The sequence below is a fragment of the Candidatus Babeliales bacterium genome (genome assembly GCA_035944115.1).
Classification (GTDB): Bacteria; Babelota; Babeliae; order Babelales; family Vermiphilaceae; genus DASZBJ01.
In genome coordinates, this window is the sequence record DASZBJ010000017.1 from 92,426 (window position 1) to 114,040 (window position 21,615).

A 21,615-nucleotide genomic window follows, 5' to 3' on the forward strand; every position below is an offset into this window, starting at 1 on the left:
TATTGGATTATCGACGCGCGGCGAAAGCATGATTTAAAAAGATTAATAACAAAAATGTTAAACTGTTTTCTCAGGAAAAATAGTAATAGAGGCGACTTCAAGCTGCTTTTGCAAACCGAATGTTCGCGATTCGCCAACTTTGACAATATGCATTTGCTTGCCCGCAAGATGGGCTCTCTGGTGGTACCACCAATCTTTTAATAAAAAAAGCGGCGCATCAAATTCATCTTCCCCAAAAGCAAATGTTCCCCAATGCATCGGAACAAAATGCCGAGCGCCAAGATCAAGAAATGCCTGGACCGATTCTTGCACACCCATATGAGTTTTAGCCATCCATTTTCTCGGTTCACACGGTGCAATCGGCATCAGTGCAATATCAATAGGAGCACATTCTTGAGCAATGAGCGCAAAATGCTCCGAATAAGCAGTGTCTCCTGCAAAATAGATGGTATATCCATCCTTTTCGATTAACCAACTGCCCCACAAGGAACAGTTTTTATCAAAAAGCGATCGTTGCGACCAATGCACCGCTGGCAAAAAGGTAAACTGTATGTTCTCTGCAAATCGTCCCACCTTACTAGCGCCATATTTTTGCCACCAGCCATGCTCTACCACATGAGCGAATCCACGAGCATCAAACCATTTTTTATCCCCTTCAGGTACCAAAAATGTCGCTCCTGGATGCTGATCTCGCAACCATTCCAATGCTGCGGCATCCATATGATCCATATGATTATGGGAAATTAAAATGAAATGGATAGGAGGCAGCTGCTCCAACGAAACGCCTGCCGGTAATATTCTTCTATAAAAAATCGTACTACCGCCAAAAATAGGATCTGTGAGGATATTGATCCCTCCGATCTGTATTAAAAATGAGGAATGCCCAATCCAAACAATTTCAGGTTCAGCTTTATAATGGTAGGTGAGAAGCGGCTTAGAAACCCATTCCATAAGATCTGTTGGGGTCTTACGTTTTACTAACTTTATATATCGCAAATACTCATAAATCATGTGAAAGAGGTATCCCTCAATCTTTTCATTTTGATAGTTGTAATAACGACCATCAGATTTATACGGATATATACGTTGGAGGGGCTTTGTGCTCATATGGTTAAAAATTTACCCCCACCCAGACAGAACGTCATGGATAGGGGAAATGGAGGTTATCTAATTAATAATTGATTGTATGATAGCGTAACCGTCTGAAAAAAGCAACTTCATTTTTAAAGTCTTATGGCTAGCCCAGAAAGAACATTTCCATTAGAAATCGAAAACCAAGGATCATGCGTTGACATAAGCCCGCCTATCCTATACGCTCTTTTCATGGCTAAAATCAAAAAATACCCTGGTCTAACTCTGTACAATCCCCTCGCCAAATTAACAGATGAAAACTTCATCAGCAAAGCAATTCAAGAATGCATAACAAATAACGACCCGAATGGTGTCTTAGAAGTAATTAGGATATATCGCAACGCCTTAAAAAAATCCCACATTTCTCGATCAACAAAAGAACCGTCATAACGACGGATCACCCCAAGCAATGCATATACAAATTTTTCCAAAAAATCTTACTGCCACCAGCCATCGGAAGCAATGCGTACCCATTTTTTAAAACAGTAAGCATCCGCTGCGCATAATCATACTGCTTTTTATCTTTTGCTATTAATCCATCTTTACTACGCTCAAGCCAATACGCAAGCAGCTGGTCAAGCAATTGCAAGGTCTCTCGTTCATTAATTTTGGATTGATCAATTAATTTTAAAAATTCTGCTGCACGCTCTACTCCGATCTGAGTGAAGCTAACCAACAACGGTTGGTATACCGTCTCTGAAGTGGTTGACTGCAACAACCGAATAATGCACCGTGAGCGGACGGTAGGCAATAGTTGCTCCTGTCGCTCAGCAAGTAATATAAAATGGTAACCCGCCGGCGGCTCTTCCATCGATTTTAATAATCTATTGGCGCATGCAGGAGTTAAAAAGTCAGCTTTTTGAATCACAAAAAAATGATGTTGCCCATCGCCCAAAGCAAATACAATTGTTTTAAAGATAAGATCTATTTGTTCAAGGGTGTACTGCTTTTCTGGAGCAAGCCACGTAATACTATGATGTTGCTGATCATTAATCTGCAAACAGATATGGCATACTCCGCACCCTTTATGTACACAAAAAACAGTCTGTAAATAGACAATTAACTGTTCCATTGCAGCTTCATGAGATCCAACCCATAATGTTGCTGGAGCGATTGTATATATATCCGCAAGGGGTGCCTTCATATTTTCACTACGCATCACACACACAACCCATTATTTTCAATCCAGCTCATGATATGATTCACTGCTTGCTCAGTTAATTGTTCCGGAGAGCGCATACCATCAAGCCGTAGTACATCATCTCGATCCGCAAATATCGTTTCAAACCCAACCGCTAACTTTTGCGTAAATGATGCCTTCTCTTTTTCAAATGAGGATAATACAGCCCCTCGCTGGCGTAATCGATCTACAGCCACAGCTGGGTCAAGCTGCAGGTAAATTGTAATGTCAGGAACAATATCATTCATACACCACGCATTAATTGTTTTTAACGCACCCAGATCAAGCCCTCGACCAAATCCCTGATACACTAATGATGAATCCGCCATACGGTCAGAAAGCACAATCTTTTTTTCATGTAAATTGGGAATCACCAATTCTTCAAAATGCTGTGCACGATTACTTGCAAATAAGAGGTACTCTGCTTTTGCACAGATAGGAACTGTTTTATCTTGCACCATTTTACGTATTAGCTTTCCAAGTTCAGTAATTCCCGGCTCACGAGTGGTAACCACTGGCAGCTGTTTAGACAACAGCGTATGGGTAATATTGTGCGTTAATGTACTTTTACCAACTCCATCAATACCTTCAACAACAATTAATACGCCACGTGAAAGTCCTTGCATAGTGCCACACCTTTGTAGAACTTGGTTATTTTTTGATACAAGTATACAGTAATAGTCCTAACTTGAAAAATATCTTTAAAGGAGCTCATTAATGAATAAAAACCACGAAAAGCAGTCCGAACAAGAACGCTTTAATTACTGGTATAGCCAAATGCATACCAACAATCGATTGCTCTCTGTTGGACAATTATTACAACATGCAACAGAACGCAATCCACATAAGACCGCACTCCTTTATGAAGATCGTTCTATTACTTACGCCGAGCTCTATCGCCATGCATTACTATTCAGCAAAACGTTAATCGGTCGTGGCGTAAAACCACGTGATCGCATACTTATTATGATCGAAAACTCCATCGAATTTTATATCGCCTATTTTGGCATATTACAAATCGGCGCTGTTGCTGTTCCGCTCAACACCTTTTTACAAAGCCAGGAAGTCACACACGTTTTACAAGATTGCACCCCACATTGCATAGTTATATCATCCCATATTCAAGAACGTCTTGAACCATCACTTCTGCAAGCAATACACTGCCTGATTGCTGAACAAGAATTAATACAAAATAACACCACAGAAGAACCCGATCCATCCATTCATCATCAGCTTGATGCCGATGAACTTGCCGTTTTGCTCTACACATCTGGCACGACCGGAACTCCTAAGGGAATTATGTTAAGCTCGCGCAATATCATGACCAACGTCGCGCAAAGCGCAGTGCGCATTTCAGTTACCGATCAGGATCGCATGTTTGGGTTATTACCGCTATTTCACAGCTTTGCGCAAAGCTCAAGCATTTGGATTCCCTTCTTTTTAAATATAATTGTTATTGTTGTACCAAAAATAGATCGCCGCGCAATTAGCGCAGGACTGTCACACAACCCCACATTTTTTGTCGGCGTACCGGCAGTATATGGACTGCTCTGTTTACTCCGTACCGTATCATTTCCTACGGTTAGACTTTTTGTCTCTGGAGGAGATGCGTTGCCCGATCGCATTCGTATTGCATTCAGCTTGCTCTACCGCAGAAAAATTTGTAGTGGGTATGGACTGACTGAAGCTTCACCAGTGGTTACCGTTTGTACTGATGATATTGCAACAGCAACTCGTTTAATTGGAAAACCTCTTGCTGGCATTACCTGCCGTATACAAGATGAACAAGGAAAAGAGGTAGAGCAAGGAACTATCGGCGAATTATGCATCAAAGGTGATAACGTGATGCTTGGATATTATAACGCTCCTGAAATGACTGCACAAGTGCTGCACGATGGATGGTTAAAAACAGGGGACCTGGCATATCAAGATGAAGAAGAAAACTTGTACATCACCGGTCGGATTAAAGATTTAATTATTCACAAAGGACTCAATATCTATCCACCAGAAATTGAGAACATTATACTCCTGCATCCAAATAGTATCCGCGTTGGTGTCATTGGCCAAGCAGATACTGACACCGGACAGATCCCAATCGCCTATGTACAAGTAAAAGCGATATATCCGAACTTAACACAAGAACTGAAACAGCTATGCCAAAAAAATCTCGCTGCATATAAAGTCCCGCGAGAATTTATATGCAGCGTAGAACCATTACCTATGACTGCGACTGGGAAAGTGAACAAGAAGTTGTTATCTGGGCAGCATGCCAACCACAATCAATAATCTATTTTAGATTTTGATATTTTATAAAAAGATGTTGTCATGCATGTCTATTTAAAATATTTTTCTATCTTGTTCTAGGCGTTTTACTCTCTTATTACGTCCCTGGTTTCTTGCTAAGTGTTCTGCTAATTGATTCTCGTATGTTGTACCCAATGCATCAAATGCTCTCCTCGCAGATTGACTATCCCCTATCGCACGCCGATCAAGCCCCTTCACCAATGTATCTGAACACTCTCCTGATTCCCGCATACAAGCAACCACTCTATTTTGGGGGGTCCCATCAGACACAACATATCCGACACACGCAAGGGACTCAAACCTCCTCAACGCCTTGCCATTAAATGTTGCAACAAAACTCACCTCTTCAGCGCCATTATCCTGTGCTGCATGCAAAGATACTGCACAGACAATAGCAAACATCACAATAATCTTATTACCCAACATATAAAAAACCTTTCAAATAAAAACTCAATAGCATTATGACTTAATAGTACGCAGTTTTTGAAAAATTTTAATGTTTTTTGTTGCCTCACAATGATACATTCCGGTTATTAATACCCAGGCATCCCACCAAGACCAAGATCCGCCGCTGGTGCCATCGCAGCCTCGCCTACAACTACCTGCCTTCCTTTACTAAATGCATTATCGATACGTTGATACCGTGTTTCAAGCTCACGTGGTGATGCTGCCATTCCTGCAGCAGATTCTAAATATTGAATCCCCTGATTAATCTCATCCAATTCCGCCTGTGGAAAAAATAACATTCTTTCTGCTGCCGCACGCATCTCCTGCGCTCGATACAACATTGCCTCTCGAGAATCCGGTGTCCAAACTCGCACAGCATTATCCCAAAATGCTGCAACAATAAATTGACCTTCAGTACTAATTCCTATTTGACCCATCCTATGTCCACCAGGAGCAAGCAAATGTAATTGTGCGCCAGTCTCAACATCCAAAATTCGCACAGTTGCATCAGCAAATCCTGTGACAATAAACTTATCATCAGAGCTTATTGCTACTGATGTTATAGAATGTATATAACCCTCAAATACACGTAGTTGTTCGCCTGTCTCAATATCCCAAATAGCTGCACTATTACTCCCGGATGATGCTGCGACAATAAACTTACCATCAGAGCTAATTACTGCTGGATCGCGTGCAGCAATTTGACTGAGTTGCTTACCTGTTTCAACATCCCAAATTAGTACGGTACCATCCCAAGCCCCTGTGACAATAAACTTGTTGTCAGAACTTATTGCTACCGATTGTATGCTATGTGTATGGCCAGTGAGTACACGGAGTTGCCTACCAGTCTCAACATCCCAAATCCGCGCAGTATAATCTTCAGATCCTGTCACAATAAACTTGTTATCAGAACTTATTGCTACTGATGTTATTCTACTTGTATGGCCAGTGAGTACACGGAGTTGCCTACCAGTCTCAACATCCCAAATCCGCGCAGTCTTATCACTAGATCCTGTCACAATAAACTTGTTGTCAGAACTTATTGCTACTGCCCATATTAGGCCGCTATCAAGCCATAACAAATTATCTATTACAATTGTACGTTGCAATTGTCTAGTCTGAGCATTCCAAAGTGCAATGGTATTCCAATCTACTGTAACAATGAACTTGTTATCAGCACTTACTGTTACTGCATATACAGGAGTTTGATGTAATAATGTTATTGATCTAAGAGGTATTAACGGGTCAAAAACGGTGCCTTGCGCATATTCTTCCACTATACCTGCCAACTCTTTCGGCAAAAACAGTTCCACGTTTCGTCCAACTTCACCCATCCTCGTTTTTTTGCGTTGTTTTTTTACAACACCTTCTTTGATCTCTTCTTCTTGTGCAGCTGCTGCAGTCGCGGCCGATGTTTTAGCAGACCTACTTGATTTCTCTGCTTCAGCAACCGATGCCTCAATAGCCTCTTGTAATTCTGCTTCCTCAATGTTTTGTGCCGCAAGATCCTGCTGTGTTGCACGATTAAATTCTGCAATCTCTCTTTCTCGCCGCAAACGTTCCTGGGCAGCTTTATAGGCTTCAAAATTGTTTTCTGTTTCCTTTGTTTCTTCTTCTTTTGCTTCTTCCTCTGCTGCTTGAGCCGCTGCTGCTACTTCTGGCCCTTGCGGCTCTTCCTCATCCTGTGATGCAGCACGCTGACGACGCGATGCAGATGCACGAAGTGCCTCCTGCCAGTTTGGCTCCTTTGGTCCTTGGCTTGCCGATTCTATTGCCAGCGGCAACAATAACACTGACCACAGCAACAGATATATTTTATTTACTTTCATTACTATCCCCCTAATACTATTCATCTTTCTAAACCGCTTAATATTTCGACGGTAAACCACCAAGACCAAGATCCGCCGCTGGTGCTATTGCAGCTTCTCCTAAAGCTATTTCCATTCCCTTGTTAAATGCGTCTTCAATTTGTTTATATCGTTTCTCAAGATTGCTTGCTAAAGTTGCCGTTCCTTCAACAGATTTTAAATATTGGATTCCCTGATTAATTTCATCTAATTGTGTATGTGGAAAATAAGACATCTTCTTCGCTATTGCTTTCATTTTTTCCACTCGTTCTAACATCGCCTCCAATGAATCTGGTCGCCAAATGCAGGCTGTTCCGTCTAAATCCCCTGAAACAATAAAGCTATTCCGAGCAGCTATAGCCACAGCGTTTATTGCACTATACGCACTATGCCTCATTTTACGTAATACCACTTTAGAGGCTGTGCCCCAAACCAACACCCCTTCATCACGCCGATACCCTATAACAATGAGTTTACCATCAGAGCTTATTGCTACAGAGGTTACCGGTATATCACCAGTAATTACATACACTTCTGCCCCCGTTGCCACATCCCAAATTCGCACTGCTCCATCCTCTGATCCCGTAACTATAAACTTGTTATCAGAGCTTATCGCTACCGAGGCTACATAACCTGTATGACCAGTGAGTACACGTATCTGTGCTCCAGTTGCAACATCCCAAATCCGCACTGTGTTATCCCAAGAGCCGCTAGCAATAAACTTGCTATCAGAACTAATTGCCACTGAACTGATTATGCCGCTATGACCAGTGAGTACACGTATCTGTCCTCCAGTTGCTGCGTCCCAAATTCGCACTGTTTTATCCGAAGAACCGGTAATAATAAGCTTACTATCAGAACTAATTGCCACTGAATTGATTGCGCCACTATGACCAGTCAATATATGTTGCAATTTCCCCGTTTTAATAGCCCAAATAATTGCACTGCTATCTGCTGATCCTGTAACAATAAATGTATCGTTGCGGCTTATTGCCACTCCGAATATCAGCGCTGTGTGACCAGTAAGCATATGTTGTAATCTCCCCGTCTCTGCATCCCATATTCGCGCTATACCATCTTGAGATCCCGTAACAACATGCTTGCTGTCTGCGCTTATTGCTACTGAATGTACATGATTTCGCTTCGGACCAGTTTGTTCTAAACTTGAAGATATCCAATGCAGCTCCTGTGGTATTTTTGGTGTAAAATTTGGATGCTGTAATAGTATTGATCTAACAGGAGTGAATGAATTTACACTTGAAAACGTGACTGTTGGCGCATACTGTCCTATTATCTTTGCCAACTCTTTCGGCAAACCTGTATGCATTGCTACTTCCCGCCCTACCGGCCCTAATTCTGATTTTTTAGGCTTTTTCGGGTTTTTTTCTTCACGCTCTTTGTGTTCTTCTTGTGCAGCTGCAACCAATGCCTCAGCAGACGTTCTTGATTTTTCTGTTTCAGCTATCGATGCCTCAATAGCCTCTTGCAACTCCCTGTTTTCAGTTCTTTGCGCAGCAAGATCAGCCTGCATTGCACGGTTAAATTGTTCAATTTCTTGCTCGCGCCGCAAACGTTCCTGACCGGCTTGAAACTCAGCAAACTCAGCTGCTGTTTGTTTTGATTCTTCCTCTGCCGCTTGCACCACTGCTGCTACTTCTGGCCCTTCAGGCAGCTCTTCCGCTGCTGTCGGTGATGCAGCACGCTGACGACGCGATGCAGATGCACGAAGTGCCTCCTGCCAGTTTGGCTCTTTTGGTCCTTGGCTTGCCGATTCTACTATCGATGACAAAAGTAATCCTAACCACATTAACACATATACTTTATTTACTTTCATTACTATCCCCTTAATACTATTCATCTTTCTAAACCGCTTAATATTTCGATGGTAAACCACCAAAACCTAAATCTGCTGCTGGCGCTATCGCAGCCTCTCCTGCAGCTATTCCTCTTCCTCTGTTAAACGCATCTTCAATACGCTGGTATCGATCTTCAAGATCTCGTGCCTCAGTTTCTGGACTAGCTGATTGTAGCTCTCTAATCCCACTTTCAATTTCTTCCAAGTGCGTATATGGAAAATACGGCATAGCACCCGCAGTTTGAGACAACATTTGCGCGCGATCTAACATTGCCTCACGAGAATCTGGCCGCCATATTCGTGCTGTTTTGTCACCGGATCCTGTAACGACAAATCTCTCATCGCTACTTATTGCTACTGAATTGATCGGTTTTGTATGCCCTTCAAGCCTATGTACCAAATCGCCGCTTTGCACATCCCATATGCATGCTGTTTTATCCCACGACCCCGTAACTACAAAACTACCATCACCACTTATCGCTACTGACATGATCCAATTTGTACCGCCTCCAAGCGTATGCCGTAACTTACCTGTCTGCGCATCCCATATATATACTGTTTTATCTTGAGCTCTCGTAACTATAAAACTACCATCGTTACTTATTGCTACTGAAGTTACTCCCTCTTTATGACCTTCAAGCCTATGTCGTAACTCGCCTGTCTGCACATCCCATATACACACTGTTTTATCCAAAGAGCCGGTAACTATCAATCTATTATCGCTACTTATTGCTACTGCAGCGACTCCACCTCTATGGCCTTCAAGCCTATGTCGTAACTCGCCTGTTTGCGCATCCCATACACACAGTGTTTTATCTCCAGATCCGGTAACTATAAATCTATTATCGCTGCTTATTGCTACTGCAGCAACTCTCTCTTTATGACCTTCAAGCCTATGCCGTAATGTGCCTGTCTGCGCATCCCAAATAATTGCTGTTTTATCTTGAGATCCGGTAACTATACATCTATTATCGCTACTTATTGCTACTGAAGTTAGAGGACCTTTATGCCCATAGAGCTCATGCCGTTGCACACCAGTTGCAGCATCCCAAACAGTTGCAGTATTACCCCAAGGTGTGGTAACTATAAATCTATCATCACTACTTATTGCTACTGCATGAACTTCACCTTTATCGATTAACTCTGTTGACCCAATCCGTATTAATGGATTCAAAAATGCATGGCCTGTATAACCCTCTATTAAACCCACTAATTCTTTTGGCAAATTTATATGTTCTAATACCTTCTTGCCAACTTTCCCCAGCCCTGTCTTTTTATTTTTTTTAACAGCTGATGTTGCAGCTGCTTCTTGCACCGCTGCGGCCGCAGCAGATCCTCGTCGTGGTGACGCTGGTTGTGATCGCTGCGCTTGCCCTATTGATGCTTCAATAGCTTGTGCTGACTCCGCTTGCTCAATTCTTCGCGCAACAGCCCCTTGCTCTTGCTTCCGCTCAAATTCTGCAAGCTCTCTTGCTCGCTGCAAACGCCCTTGACCTTCTTGAAAAGCAGCAAACTCAGCTGCTGTTTGTTTTGAATCTTCTTCTGCCGCATTAATCATAGATGGCAACAATAACGTTGCCCACATTATCAGATATACTTTATTTAATTTCATCGCTACTGCCCCCTTAATGACAACTAACTATAATTACCATAACAGTAGCAAATCAAAACCATTAAAATCAACAATAGTTACAATAAGAAATTTTGGCGCACTGACGTAAGAAAAAAACAAGCACCAATTATCCCCCTTTAATAACCGCTAATGGCACCATGCGCGCTACCTTCTTGGCAATTTCCGTAGGAGGTTGGCGAAAGACAAATAAGAAAATGCCCAAACGCGCGCACGTGTACGCATTTGGGCAACATAATCATTATATAAAGATGTTTTAATAGTAAGGAATTCCACCAAGACCTAAATCCGCTGCCGGACTCACCATACTTTCCTCTATCGCTATTTGCTTTCCCTTGTTAAATGCTTCTTCAATAGATCCATATATGATTGCATGTTGCGGTAGATCGGTTCGATCAGCTGACTGTAATTTTGGAATTTCTCTCTCAATTTTCTCTAACAGCGCACGTGGAAAGTATCTCATTGCACGAGCAGCTTCCTGAAATAGGTGAGCGCGTTTTAGCATTTCTTCACGAGAATCTGGCCGCCAAATTAGTAGACGCCCATCGACTTCTCCCGTAACTATATAGCTATCATCATAGCTTATGGCTACTGAGGTCACTGAACCTGCGTCAAGCACATGTTTCCGCTCTCCTGTTGCAACACCCCAAATCGTTGTCTTTCCATCAGATCCGATAACTATAAATGTATCATCATTGCTTATCACTACTGAACTTTCTGTCCTTGAGTTTCCTTTGAGCACATGTTTCCGCTCTCCTGTTACAACATCCCAAATAGCGGCAGCTCCATAATCAAATCCGGTAACTATAAATGTATCATCATGACTTATCGCTACTGCATGTATCGAATTCCTATCTCCTTCGAGCACATGTTTTCGATTTCCTGTTGCAACATCCCAAACAGCGGCAGTTTCATCATAAGATCCGGTAACTATAAACGCACCATCATGACTTATCGCTACTGACTTTACTGCCCTTGTGTGTCCTTCGAGCACATGTTTCCGATTTCCTGTTGCAACATCCCAAATAGCCGCAGTATTATCATTAGATCCAGTAACTATAAATGCACCATCATTGCTTATCGCTACTGAGGCTACTCCGGCTGTGTGTCCTTTGAGCACATATCTCCGCCTACCTGTTGCAGCATCCCAAATAGCTGCAGTATGATCTTGAGATCCGGTAACTATAAATGTATCATCATTACTTATCGCTACTGAATCTACCGGATGCTCATGCCCTCTCAGCACATATCGACGCCTACCTGTTGTAACATCCCAAATAGCCGCAGTATTATCAGCAGATCCGGTAACTATAAATCTATCATTATTACTTATCACTGCAGTATTGACTGCTTGGGAATGACCTCTAAGTATATGCTTCATATTGCCGGTTTTAGCATCCCAAATAGCTGCAGTTCCATTCTTAGCCCCGAAATTCCATCGTAGCGATGGTGATTGCCCCCAAGATCCTGAAACGATAAAGCTATTATCGTGACTTATCGCTACTGAGCTCACCGGACCATTGAAATGTAAGCGTGTTGATTGAATAAATATTGATGGATCCAAAAAGCCACGGGGTGCATCCATATAGTCTTCTACGATACTTAACAATACATCCGGCAAAATATCAAGTTCCTTTATTTTCCTACCAACTTTGCCTAATCTGACCGCTTTACTCTTTTTAACAGCTGGAATCCCTGATTTTTCCTCCACCGCTGCGGCTACTGATGCAGCAGGCTGTTTTGATTTCTCTTGATCAGCTACTGATGCTTCAAGCGCCTCCTGCAATTCTCTTTTCTCAGTTTTTTGTGCGGCAAGCTCTTGCTCCGTTTGACGGTTAAATTCTGCAATTTCCGGCTCTCGCCGCAAACGTTCCTGGTCTGCTTTAAACTCAGCTGCTGTTTGTTTTATTTCTTCTTCTGCCGTATTAATCATAGATGGCAACAATAACGCTGCCCAGATTACCAGATATACTTTATTTGATTTCATCGCTACTCCTCACTTAATGACAACTCACTAGAATTACCATAACAGTAGCAGATTGAAACCATTAAAATCAACAATAGTTGCAATAAGAAATATCGGCACGCTGATGCAAGAAAAAAACAAGGACCTATTATCCCCCTTTAATAACCGCTAAAGGCACCATTCGAGCTACCTTCTTGGCAATTCCAGCGCCATCCACCACCGCTACCACGTTGTCCACATCTTTATACGCGATTGGTGCCTCTTCTGCCAGGCCCGCATTGGATTCGCATTTAATGATGATCCCAAGCGCCTCCATTTCTCGACGTAAATTAGAGCCTGCCACATTATTTTTCGCTTCCATGCGAGACATTCTTCTCCCTGCGCCATGACATGAGCTACCCAAAGAAACGTTCATACCTGTATCGGTTCCCACAAGTACATATGACGCTGTGCCCATAGTACCGGGAATAAGCACTGGCTGACCAACATCTCTATAATCAGAAGGCAATTCGATAAACCCTGGACCAAATGCGCGTGTTGCTCCCTTGCGATGCATTATTAACTGTGTTTTTGCGCCATCGATTATATGATCTTCTACTTTGCCAATGTTATGCGAAACATCATACAAAAGGTCAAGATCAGTATCTCTGCCAACAACCGATTTAAATGCCTTGCGCACTGAGTGGGCGATAAGATGTCGATTGGCCCAGGCAAAATTGGAACCTGCAACCATTGCTGCAAAATAGTTACGAGCAATTGCAGATTCAAAGGGCGCACAGACTAATTCCCTATCAGGCAATGTGATGCCAAAATTCTTCACCTCTTTCATCATCAGACGCACATAATCGGTGCAAATTTGATGACCAAGACCGCGAGAGCCGCAATGAATCATCACCGTCACAGAACCTTCAGATAACCCAAACGCTTGCGCCGTTTTTTGATCATAGATCTGATCTACTCTTTGCACTTCCAAAAAGTGGTTACCGGATCCTAAAGTACCTAATTGATCTGCGCCACGATTTTTTGCGAACTCAGAAACCATATCCGGATCCGCTCCACGCATGCGCCCTTTTTCTTCGCAAAACGCTAAATCACGATTAGTGCCAAATCCTTGCTGCACCATATATTCAGCGCCATGCATTAGGACATTATCCAAATCCTTTTTGGACAGCTCTAAATTACCACCACGACCAACACCTGAAGGCACTGCATCAAATAACGCCGTTGCCAACTTTTCCATGTACGGTTTCAGCTCCTCATAACTTTTATTGGCAACCAACAAACGAACGCCACAATTAATATCGTATCCAATACCGCCGGGAGAAATTACGCCACCTTGATCGATTGCCATCCCTGCAACACCACCAATCGGAAAGCCATATCCTTGATGAATGTCGGGCATTGCATATGCATATTTTTGGATCCCCGGTAGCGTTGCCACATGGGTTAATTGCAACAAAGAGCGATCATCTAAAATGTCATCAAGCATAGACTCATGCGTAAATACCCGTGCGGGTACACGCATATCACTGCGAAACGATTGCGGAATATCCCATGTATACTCATCAACTTGTACTAAATCATATTTTGTTACTGGACGTTCAGCCATAATTATTCCTTTTTAATGTATAATTTCACTCACCACTAAATATCAAATACTATCTCTGCTTGCCATCCATCAGCAGTTTGTTTGATATATAAATCATGATAAGTAACTGCTTTAATTTCAACAACTTCAAATCCCTGTACAGCAACACCATACACCGTGACTTCAATGTGCGTGTCGGTCAACATATGAATTGTTGCGCCTAAATATGCTTGATTGTGAACATCAGATAAATACAGCGCATCTGATAAAAAATCTACTAATAATGCTTCTCGATCTGGTGAATCTATAGAAAGAGTATGCGCATAGGGCAATACATCGCACACAAGCCTATCTGCAACCATCTTGCAATTTGATGCTTGAGGACCAATCGATTGAAACATGCCAATCAATGCATGTATAAAAATTTGCTCAAGAGATGTTCCATACACACGAATTTTAATATCTGCCGTATGGGGAAGCAATTCAAAATCTTTCTGCATATATGCCTCTCTACTACTACAATCATGGTAATTTCAATATTTATAAATTTACGAAATAGAGTAACCTAAGAATATCCTAATCAAACAGATGTATGGTATAACTAATGCGATGAGATGACAAAAAATATTAAATCTATTGTTGAACTACTTATATGTCCAAAACAGCATTGGAAAATGGCGCTACTGAATAACTGGACAGATATAATCGGCAACCTCGCTGCACATGTATCGATTGAAACTATTTACGACGACACCATTATTTTAGTGGTACAAGATTCTTGTTGGATGCAAGAGCTTCATCTGCTTTCTAACCTTATTTTAAAAAAAATTAATAAAAATCTAGATACGCCACACATAAAACATCTACGCTTCAAACAAATCGGTATACAGAAAAAAAAATCAATTAAACGAGAAAAAAAAACTGTTCATTATGCAAAACAAGTTACGCTATCTTCACCAGAAAAAGATGCATTACAAAAAATTAAGGACCCACATTTAAGTAGCGCTCTGGAGCAGTTTCTTATTCGTTGTTATCAGGAGAATACATGAAGCATATATATAAGAACTTATTCGAACATTTCTCACTATTTATAAACGGAAACGAGAACAAGCAACTCCCGATCGTCGTCGCGAGCCGCCATTGGCGTGCGTGGCGATCCAGCTTAGTAAAGGAGTATTTTAGTAAAAACAGGACAAAATATTTATTTAGTCGCGCTCATACTGAGCGCATAATTTCCTGGATCACCACGCATTCGCTCGTGACGACGATAATGAATACCACCTGCACCTTAGTAGGTTTTTGCATTGCAAAAACTCCCTTTTTAAGGATATTTAATCAATTATTTAACTTTCGGATGAGCTCTAGATATTGTGCAGTAATCACCGTCTTATTATTACCCTCTGTGCAGTTGACCGCTGTGCCCTTATCAGCAACGCAATTGCATCAATATTTTTGGGCGAACTATCAATTATTTAATCGTGATGCTCATCAAACCAATACCTGGTACCAAGAACTTCTACAAAATAACCCTCCCATTTACGTGTATAAAGGGTATTTAGATTTTTTAACGGGTGTTGGCCAATTTCAACGCATTGTTGCGCTCATGCCACAACTTGATCCCCATTTTACCACTGACGTTGATATACAACTCCAGTTCGCCCAAGCGCTACAACAAACGGGCAACAACCAAGAAGCTGAAAAAAGATTTATCAAGTTACATGAAACATTTAAGACAAATACCACCGTTGTTTTTCAAACCGCGTTAGTGTATGTAAATCGCAAAGATATAGACCGCGCTCTACACACCATTGATACATTTCTTAATAGTACGCCAAAACGACCAAATAACTTCGTTTTTCACTTTTTAAAAGCGCAAATATATTTACAACTCCAAAATAAAGAGAAAGCATTAGAGGCAGTAACTGCATGCCTAGATATGCACAAACAGTTTGATAAAGGATGGTTGCTCTTTGCGTTATTACAAGAACAAAAAGGTGCATTACAAGAAGCAATCACCGGATACACAAATTTTTTAGAAATTAGTAAATCAAGCGATCCTGCTCTCCATCAACATCTATTGCAACTAACTTTTTTACAAAAAAATAACCAATCTTCACAACCAACGATTAATACACACTTTTCTCTAGCACTCACCTCTTTTGACGAAAAAAAATATGACACCGCACTGCAACAGATTAACCAATGCCTGAAGCAACTACCTGCCGATCCACAAGCTCGATTACTTAAGATCCAAATCCTTTCTGCTCTTAATAAATACAATGATGCTGCTAAAACAATTAAAACATGGATCTTAGAACAACCAAGCGAAGACGAATGGTACATGGCCCTTTGCCTGCTCTGCACCTCAGGGTTTGAGCCCAAAAAAGCAATTAAAGTCTTAGAAGCCGTCGTACACCAATATCCTAACAATATAAAACCATACTTATACTTGGCGGATCTTTGCAGTCGTGCCGGAATTTTGCAAACTGCAGTCACCTATCACGAAAAAATATTACAGATTACGCAAGACCCTCTGTTGCAAACTAAGGTGCTCTTTAACTTAGCACGCCTGTACTATGGCAAACAAAAATTTAACAAAGCAGAGGCTGCATTAGAACAAGGATATGCCCTGGGACAAAACTTCCTGCCGCTCCTTAATTTACTTGCATATAATTATGCAACGCAAAGTAAAAACCTTACCAAGGCAGAACAACTGATTAAAACTGTCCTAGAAAAAAGTACCAACCCCCACTTTCTCGATACCTATGCATTGGTACTCTATAAACAAAAAAAATATGATCAAGCACTCCAGATCTTACAATCGATTACAGAACAAACTCCTCAGGACTTCACTATCTTAAAACATCTTGCAAAAACCTATCATCGATTAGGTGACAGTCCAAAAGCAGTAGAAACCATACAAAAAGCGACTGCCATAGCACAAACCGAATCTGAAAAAAATAAGGCACAATTTATCTTAAATCAATGGAACCAAACAACATCATGAATCAAAACCAAACGATATGTTTTGTAGCCGGTCGATCGGGAGGACATATCATACCCGCATTAACTCTTGCACATGCACATAAAAAAGAGTACCCAACCAGCAGGGTACTCTTTTTTTCAACCAATACGCCCCTTGATACTGCAATTATAAGCGCAGATAATTCTGTTGATACCTATTATCAACTGCCTATGGATAACATTCCGAAACGATGGTATCGCATTCCAAAATATCTGTATCATGCGACACGTTCTTTTTTCACAAGCTTCTATCAGCTCTATAAACATAAGCCTGCACTCGTGATTAGCACCGGCGGATACATCGGGCTACCCGTCTGTTTTGCCGCATGGATTTTACGCATTCCCCTAGAACTGTGGGAACTCAATGCACTCCCCGGCCGCTCTGCACATCTTCTTGCACGTTTTGCAACAAAAATTCATGTTGTGTTTGATGCGTGCAAACAATATTTTCCAAAACAAAAAACGGTTGTTTCTGCGTATCCAATACGCTTTACAGAAAAACAGATTTCACGCGAACAGGCATGCACTATGATCAATCTAGATCCATATAAAAAAACAATACTCGTTCTTGGCGGATCACAGGGCTCTGTCTCCATCAATACCATCATCAAACAATCTCTTGCGCATATTGAAAATCTTCGCGCAGTACAATGCATTCATCAAACGGGAGCCGCCGATACTTCCAACTGGCACGAGATTTATGCTCAACATAATATGCAAGCATATATCTGCGCATATACTAATGAAATCGAACCACTCTACAATGCAGCTGATCTGATTATTTGCCGCGCTGGTGCCGGCAGTTTATTTGAAACCGTCTATTTTAAAAAACCTGCTATTATCATTCCTCTTGAAACCGCTATTACCGATCATCAACTAGACAATGCGCGCGCGATTGCGCTGCAATATCCTGAGCTGTGCACGGTACTGCGGGAGCAGGATATAAAGCGTGATCCACAGGAATTCTACACAATGATTAATACATTGTTATATAAACACATAACCCAAAGAGGTTAAAAAATGAATATTGAAAAAACAAATGAGTATGCACATTTTTTACAAGAGATTAAGGATCGCATCAGGGACACTCAAGCTAATGCACTTAAATCAGTTAATAAATACCTCATATCTTTATACTGGAGTATAGGAAAAGACATAGTAGAAAAACAAAAGAAAAATGGGTGGGGTGATTCAGTAATAGAGGGGCTTGCTGTTGAATTGCAAAAAGCTCTCCCAGGCATCAAGGGGTTTTCCGCGAGAAATCTCTGGAAAATGCGCGATCTATACGTCTCGTACAGCTCTAAGGAAAAACTGCAACCACTGGTTGCAGAAATTAGTTGGACCAATAATATTTACATTTTGGGTAAGTGCAAGGACCCTCTAGAACGAGAATTTTACGTGCGCATGGTGCGCAAGTACGGATGGAGTAAAAATAGTCTCATTAATCATATTTCCAATCAAACTTACGAAAGAACATTCTTAGGACAAAGTAACTTTGATGTAACTCTACCCGCTCAAATCCAAGATAACGCAAAACTTATTGTTAAAGATGAATATACATTTGATTTTTTAGAACTTGGAGACGATTTTAGTGAACGCCAGCTTGAAAATTCTTTAGTCGCCAGAGTAGAAGATTTTTTAAAAGAAATGGGTGGCATTTTTAGTTTTGTAGGAAGACAATACCGCCTTGAAGTAGATGATAAAGAATATTTCTTAGATATCTTACTCTATCACCGTATACTCAGATGCCTTGTAATAATTGAACTCAAAATTGGTGAATTTATTCCCGAATACATCGGTAAAATGCAATTCTATCTTGCAGCTGTTGACGCCCAAGTAAAAACGGCCGAAGAAAACCCTTCGATTGGAATTATTTTATGTAAGTCAAAAAGTAAAATGACCGTAGAATATGCTTTGAAAGAATCAAATAAACCTATCGGCGTTGCATCATATACAGTTGTCAAAAAGCTTCCCAAAGAACTTAAAGATCAACTTCCCAATGCTGAACAAATCGCAAAGCTTATTGGCAAAATAGAGTAAAAATATGCTAGCACCGAAAGCTTTAGACTGAACATATTCAAAAATCCGCACCCTATTTATCCCAACCTATTAGCAAAGAAACAATGGGATCTCTCAGCAGAATTTACGGCATACTTGAATCCGCTCCTCATGGATACAATCCCATTCCAAGTAGCAATGACGCATATATATAGGATCCTGACAATTCAACGTGCTTTCAATCATAGCTATGGACCCACAACATTTCGCGAATGGTTTCAGCACGAGGTTGCTATACGGCCTCATGTGGCAGAATTGATACGGACATATGCGAGCAAAAATACTCAATCGAATCACTGAGGCATTCTATATCTCGTATGTTATTTATATTCCATAAAAAAATATAGTTAACGAGCTTGATCTTGCTATAAACAGAGCAAAAAAACTATAGGGAATATTATGAAAAAAAATAAACATATCGGATCAAGCTTTGAAAGCTTCCTTGAAGCTGAAGGAATACTTGAGGAGGTAAGTGTTGCTGCCGTTAAAGCAGTTATCGCTCAAAATCTAAAAAATGAATTGATAAATCCTCAAACGGCAGTAAAGCAAAACTGCCGACACTGTCGGCAGAAATTAACTAGTCACATATCAATGTTGCAAAGTGCTTACTTTTTTATTGGATGAATATCCATTTCAAAGCCAATTGCGTTCAACACTGTTATTAAAGACGTAAATCGAGGGTTACCTTTTTTGGATAACATCCGATACAAATTTTGTTTGTTTAAATCCGTCTCTTCAGCCAAATCAGCAATATTACCACCTTGTGCTTGCAATACATCGCGTAAAGCTAATAAGAACACACGCTCGTCTGGATCTGCAAGTGCAGCTTTAAGATATGCTGCCGTCTCTTGTGGATCTTGTAACTGTTCTAATAATAAATCTTGAAAGTCTCTAAATTGTCTTTTTTTTCGTATCATCCATTTGCCCTTTATAATCAAGCCAATACCGCTGAGCTTTGAGAATATCACGTTCTTGGCTTTTTCTACAGCCAACAACTTATCTCTTATCCGCTAGCAGTACCCGTTCCTCACTCCGTTTTACATTAATCCCTGCTCTGATAATATTATCAATAGGTAATTATTAATTCAAAATAGGGGTTTTCAATGAATAATTTCAAAACTGGTTCTTTGCTATTAATAGGTCTTGCTCTATTAACCCCACTAATAAGCTATGCACAGGGAGAACCTGAAAAGTCGACCTTGTGTATTAATTATCGTGATGCATTTGATCAGACCAAGCTTCATGAACAGTATAAAGATCTTATGGTCATGTTAAATTGCCAGGATAATGTTTGTATAGACGGCCAAACTAAAACTGACTCACTACCAAAATTAGATACTGAACAGGTCAAAAAGTTACAAAAAGAATATACAAAGGCGTGTACTGATAAACTTAAAAAGGCACATAAATGGGTTATCATGGAGCCCGCACGCGAAAGTCTGACGTTAATGGCATTAATTGCAACGGCAACAACAGCCGTTATTAAAGCGACAAGCAAAGACTCAATGGGAGGCAGTTTTAGCATTTTTAATGCTTTTACTCATGCTGCATTTCTTTCACTTGGCGTAATTCGTTCTGGCTTTCATCTTGCATTTCCACCAACTCATCCCCTTAATCCGCTTGAGAATCTTTTTGCCAAAAACCAATGTTTTATTCCAAAAGCATTATGGCCAATTATTATTGAAAAATTTACCATTGCGCGTCAAAATCAATTTGAACAACGTGATGCCATGAACTTTCTTGAGTTTGCTCTTGGACTCACTACCTATCAGCCGTCAGCACCAATGACTATGGACGCCAACAAAATAAACGGAGTAATCAATGAACTTCATAAGCGAATCGACAGTTTCTTTGCTCACTATAACGACGCTTCAGATGGTGAATGTTGTCGAGCACTAAAGATCAATATTGCAAAATTTGTACTTGCTCTTGCAGGTGATACAAACATATGCCCTCGTTATATATATCTCCATGGGCCTGGTGGTATTGGAAAAACCCATTTTGTACGTACCCTGGCGCAATGGTTCCAAGAGCTCTTACCCGATACAACGCGCTTTAATGATCTAATTATTACTTCCGCTGATGAGTTAGAAGGAAATCAAAGACAACCAGGGTCTATGCTACGAGTGCTGCGCAATCAACTGATGGGCAAAAAGCGAGGATCAATTGTATTCATGGATGAAGCAACATGGCTTAATAAAGATGATATGATAAGCCCAGCAAAACGCGTATTTAATGGAAATCAGTCAAAGCTATCTACCAGTTATTTTGGTTCTGGTATGGATGGAACCGGTATTAATTTAAAATTGCCACCAATGCTTATTTTTGTAGCAAGTAATGAGGAAATAAAAGATACCGCATTAGCAAGTAGATTTGATACTATTCAATATCCTACTCCGACCCCTACATTGTTAATTGCTCATGCTTTGCATGTTATAAAAAACAGTAAAGTATTACCAATTAAAAGAAATGGGATAGCACAAGAAAAAGTAGAAGAATGGATAACACAAAACAAGATTAATAATTTCAGAGTGATCGAATCAAAAATCGAACAGTTTATGATGGCAAAAGGTGAATAGAAAACG

Annotated in this window: 18 protein-coding genes; 7 read left to right on the plus strand and 11 right to left on the minus strand. The window is 40.8% G+C overall.

What is annotated here, in order from left to right; all coding sequences use genetic code 11:
- Nucleotides 1-57: 57 nt before the first annotated feature.
- The 3 genes from VGT41_02365 to tmk all read right to left on the minus strand — a co-directional run bounded on the left by VGT41_02365 (nt 58) and on the right by tmk (nt 2,937).
- Entirely contained in the window at nt 58-1,107 is a 1,050-nt protein-coding gene (locus VGT41_02365) for an MBL fold metallo-hydrolase (protein ID HEV2601118.1), read from the minus strand.
- Between the two features lie 421 nt (nt 1,108-1,528).
- Entirely contained in the window at nt 1,529-2,290 is a 762-nt protein-coding gene (locus VGT41_02370) for a hypothetical protein (protein HEV2601119.1), read from the minus strand.
- Nucleotides 2,290-2,937 (minus strand): dTMP kinase, encoded by a 648-nt coding sequence (tmk, locus tag VGT41_02375; GenBank protein ID HEV2601120.1) that lies wholly within the window; start codon nt 2,935-2,937, stop codon nt 2,290-2,292. Before tmk ends, VGT41_02370 begins: the two co-directional genes overlap by 1 nt.
- A 91-nt stretch (nt 2,938-3,028) precedes the next feature.
- On the opposite strand from tmk, the gene VGT41_02380 reads away from it, so the two are divergent.
- Complete coding sequence (locus VGT41_02380) at nt 3,029-4,597, plus strand: AMP-binding protein (GenBank protein HEV2601121.1); 1,569 nt, start codon at nt 3,029-3,031, stop codon at nt 4,595-4,597.
- A gap of 51 nt (nt 4,598-4,648) precedes the next feature.
- Here VGT41_02380 and VGT41_02385 read toward each other — a convergent pair whose 3' ends face one another.
- From VGT41_02385 to VGT41_02415, 7 genes are all read right to left on the minus strand, one after another.
- Entirely contained in the window at nt 4,649-5,041 is a 393-nt protein-coding gene (locus tag VGT41_02385; protein ID HEV2601122.1) for a hypothetical protein, read from the minus strand.
- Nucleotides 5,042-5,148: 107 nt separating this feature from the next.
- Nucleotides 5,149-6,891, minus strand: a complete 1,743-nt coding sequence (locus VGT41_02390) for a WD40 repeat domain-containing protein (GenBank protein HEV2601123.1) — start codon at nt 6,889-6,891, stop codon at nt 5,149-5,151.
- A 37-nt stretch (nt 6,892-6,928) separates the two neighbouring features.
- Nucleotides 6,929-8,743 carry a hypothetical protein gene (locus tag VGT41_02395; protein ID HEV2601124.1) on the minus strand — a complete coding sequence of 605 codons (1,815 nt, stop codon included), beginning with the start codon at nt 8,741-8,743 and terminating at the stop codon, nt 6,929-6,931.
- Nucleotides 8,744-8,780: 37 nt separating this feature from the next.
- Nucleotides 8,781-10,376 carry a WD40 repeat domain-containing protein gene (locus VGT41_02400; GenBank protein ID HEV2601125.1) on the minus strand — a complete coding sequence of 532 codons (1,596 nt, stop codon included), beginning with the start codon at nt 10,374-10,376 and terminating at the stop codon, nt 8,781-8,783.
- 274 nt (nt 10,377-10,650) lie between these two features.
- A complete protein-coding gene (locus VGT41_02405) occupies nt 10,651-12,381 on the minus strand; it encodes a hypothetical protein (GenBank protein HEV2601126.1) in 1,731 nt (576 codons plus the stop codon).
- A gap of 127 nt (nt 12,382-12,508) precedes the next feature.
- Nucleotides 12,509-13,969: an RtcB family protein gene (locus VGT41_02410; protein HEV2601127.1), complete on the minus strand. Its 1,461-nt coding sequence runs from the start codon at nt 13,967-13,969 to the stop codon at nt 12,509-12,511.
- A gap of 35 nt (nt 13,970-14,004) precedes the next feature.
- Complete coding sequence (locus VGT41_02415; GenBank protein HEV2601128.1) at nt 14,005-14,448, minus strand: archease; 444 nt, start codon at nt 14,446-14,448, stop codon at nt 14,005-14,007.
- A gap of 114 nt (nt 14,449-14,562) precedes the next feature.
- On the opposite strand from VGT41_02415, the gene VGT41_02420 reads away from it, so the two are divergent.
- The 5 genes from VGT41_02420 (at nt 14,563) to VGT41_02440 (ending at nt 19,654) form a co-directional block, all read left to right on the plus strand.
- Nucleotides 14,563-14,997: a DciA family protein gene (locus tag VGT41_02420; protein HEV2601129.1), complete on the plus strand. Its 435-nt coding sequence runs from the start codon at nt 14,563-14,565 to the stop codon at nt 14,995-14,997.
- Nucleotides 14,994-16,955 (plus strand): tetratricopeptide repeat protein, encoded by a 1,962-nt coding sequence (locus VGT41_02425; GenBank protein ID HEV2601130.1) that lies wholly within the window; start codon nt 14,994-14,996, stop codon nt 16,953-16,955. Before VGT41_02420 ends, VGT41_02425 begins: the two co-directional genes overlap by 4 nt.
- Entirely contained in the window at nt 16,952-17,989 is a 1,038-nt protein-coding gene (locus tag VGT41_02430; GenBank protein ID HEV2601131.1) for a UDP-N-acetylglucosamine--N-acetylmuramyl-(pentapeptide) pyrophosphoryl-undecaprenol N-acetylglucosamine transferase, read from the plus strand. The genes VGT41_02425 and VGT41_02430 overlap by 4 nt, the downstream gene beginning before the upstream one ends.
- Before the next feature lie 3 nt (nt 17,990-17,992).
- Nucleotides 17,993-19,012: a PDDEXK nuclease domain-containing protein gene (locus tag VGT41_02435; protein ID HEV2601132.1), complete on the plus strand. Its 1,020-nt coding sequence runs from the start codon at nt 17,993-17,995 to the stop codon at nt 19,010-19,012.
- A 417-nt stretch (nt 19,013-19,429) separates the two neighbouring features.
- Nucleotides 19,430-19,654: a hypothetical protein gene (locus VGT41_02440; GenBank protein ID HEV2601133.1), complete on the plus strand. Its 225-nt coding sequence runs from the start codon at nt 19,430-19,432 to the stop codon at nt 19,652-19,654.
- Here VGT41_02440 and VGT41_02445 read toward each other — a convergent pair.
- Complete coding sequence (locus tag VGT41_02445) at nt 19,636-19,947, minus strand: addiction module antidote protein (protein ID HEV2601134.1); 312 nt, start codon at nt 19,945-19,947, stop codon at nt 19,636-19,638. The genes VGT41_02440 and VGT41_02445 overlap by 19 nt on opposite strands.
- A gap of 186 nt (nt 19,948-20,133) precedes the next feature.
- On the opposite strand from VGT41_02445, the gene VGT41_02450 reads away from it, so the two are divergent.
- Nucleotides 20,134-21,609, plus strand: coding sequence for an AAA family ATPase (locus tag VGT41_02450; protein HEV2601135.1), 1,476 nt, complete (start codon nt 20,134-20,136; stop codon nt 21,607-21,609).
- Nucleotides 21,610-21,615: the final 6 nt, after the last annotated feature.

Bases quoted from the DNA above. Each gene is read 5' to 3' on its own strand.
- VGT41_02365 (HEV2601118.1), bottom strand. From the start codon at position 1,107: ATGAGCACAAAGCCCCTCCAACGTATATATCCGTATAAATCTGATGGT.
- VGT41_02370 (HEV2601119.1), bottom strand. From the start codon at position 2,290: ATGCGTAGTGAAAATATGAAGGCACCCCTTGCGGATATATATACAATC.
- tmk (HEV2601120.1), bottom strand. From the start codon at position 2,937: ATGCAAGGACTTTCACGTGGCGTATTAATTGTTGTTGAAGGTATTGAT.
- VGT41_02380 (HEV2601121.1), top strand. From the start codon at position 3,029: ATGAATAAAAACCACGAAAAGCAGTCCGAACAAGAACGCTTTAATTAC.
- VGT41_02385 (HEV2601122.1), bottom strand. From the start codon at position 5,041: ATGTTGGGTAATAAGATTATTGTGATGTTTGCTATTGTCTGTGCAGTA.
- VGT41_02390 (HEV2601123.1), bottom strand. From the start codon at position 6,891: ATGAAAGTAAATAAAATATATCTGTTGCTGTGGTCAGTGTTATTGTTG.
- VGT41_02395 (HEV2601124.1), bottom strand. From the start codon at position 8,743: ATGAAAGTAAATAAAGTATATGTGTTAATGTGGTTAGGATTACTTTTG.
- VGT41_02400 (HEV2601125.1), bottom strand. From the start codon at position 10,376: ATGAAATTAAATAAAGTATATCTGATAATGTGGGCAACGTTATTGTTG.
- VGT41_02405 (HEV2601126.1), bottom strand. From the start codon at position 12,381: ATGAAATCAAATAAAGTATATCTGGTAATCTGGGCAGCGTTATTGTTG.
- VGT41_02410 (HEV2601127.1), bottom strand. From the start codon at position 13,969: ATGGCTGAACGTCCAGTAACAAAATATGATTTAGTACAAGTTGATGAG.
- VGT41_02415 (HEV2601128.1), bottom strand. From the start codon at position 14,448: ATGCAGAAAGATTTTGAATTGCTTCCCCATACGGCAGATATTAAAATT.
- VGT41_02420 (HEV2601129.1), top strand. From the start codon at position 14,563: ATGACAAAAAATATTAAATCTATTGTTGAACTACTTATATGTCCAAAA.
- VGT41_02425 (HEV2601130.1), top strand. From the start codon at position 14,994: ATGAAGCATATATATAAGAACTTATTCGAACATTTCTCACTATTTATA.
- VGT41_02430 (HEV2601131.1), top strand. From the start codon at position 16,952: ATGAATCAAAACCAAACGATATGTTTTGTAGCCGGTCGATCGGGAGGA.
- VGT41_02435 (HEV2601132.1), top strand. From the start codon at position 17,993: ATGAATATTGAAAAAACAAATGAGTATGCACATTTTTTACAAGAGATT.
- VGT41_02440 (HEV2601133.1), top strand. From the start codon at position 19,430: ATGAAAAAAAATAAACATATCGGATCAAGCTTTGAAAGCTTCCTTGAA.
- VGT41_02445 (HEV2601134.1), bottom strand. From the start codon at position 19,947: ATGATACGAAAAAAAAGACAATTTAGAGACTTTCAAGATTTATTATTA.
- VGT41_02450 (HEV2601135.1), top strand. From the start codon at position 20,134: ATGAATAATTTCAAAACTGGTTCTTTGCTATTAATAGGTCTTGCTCTA.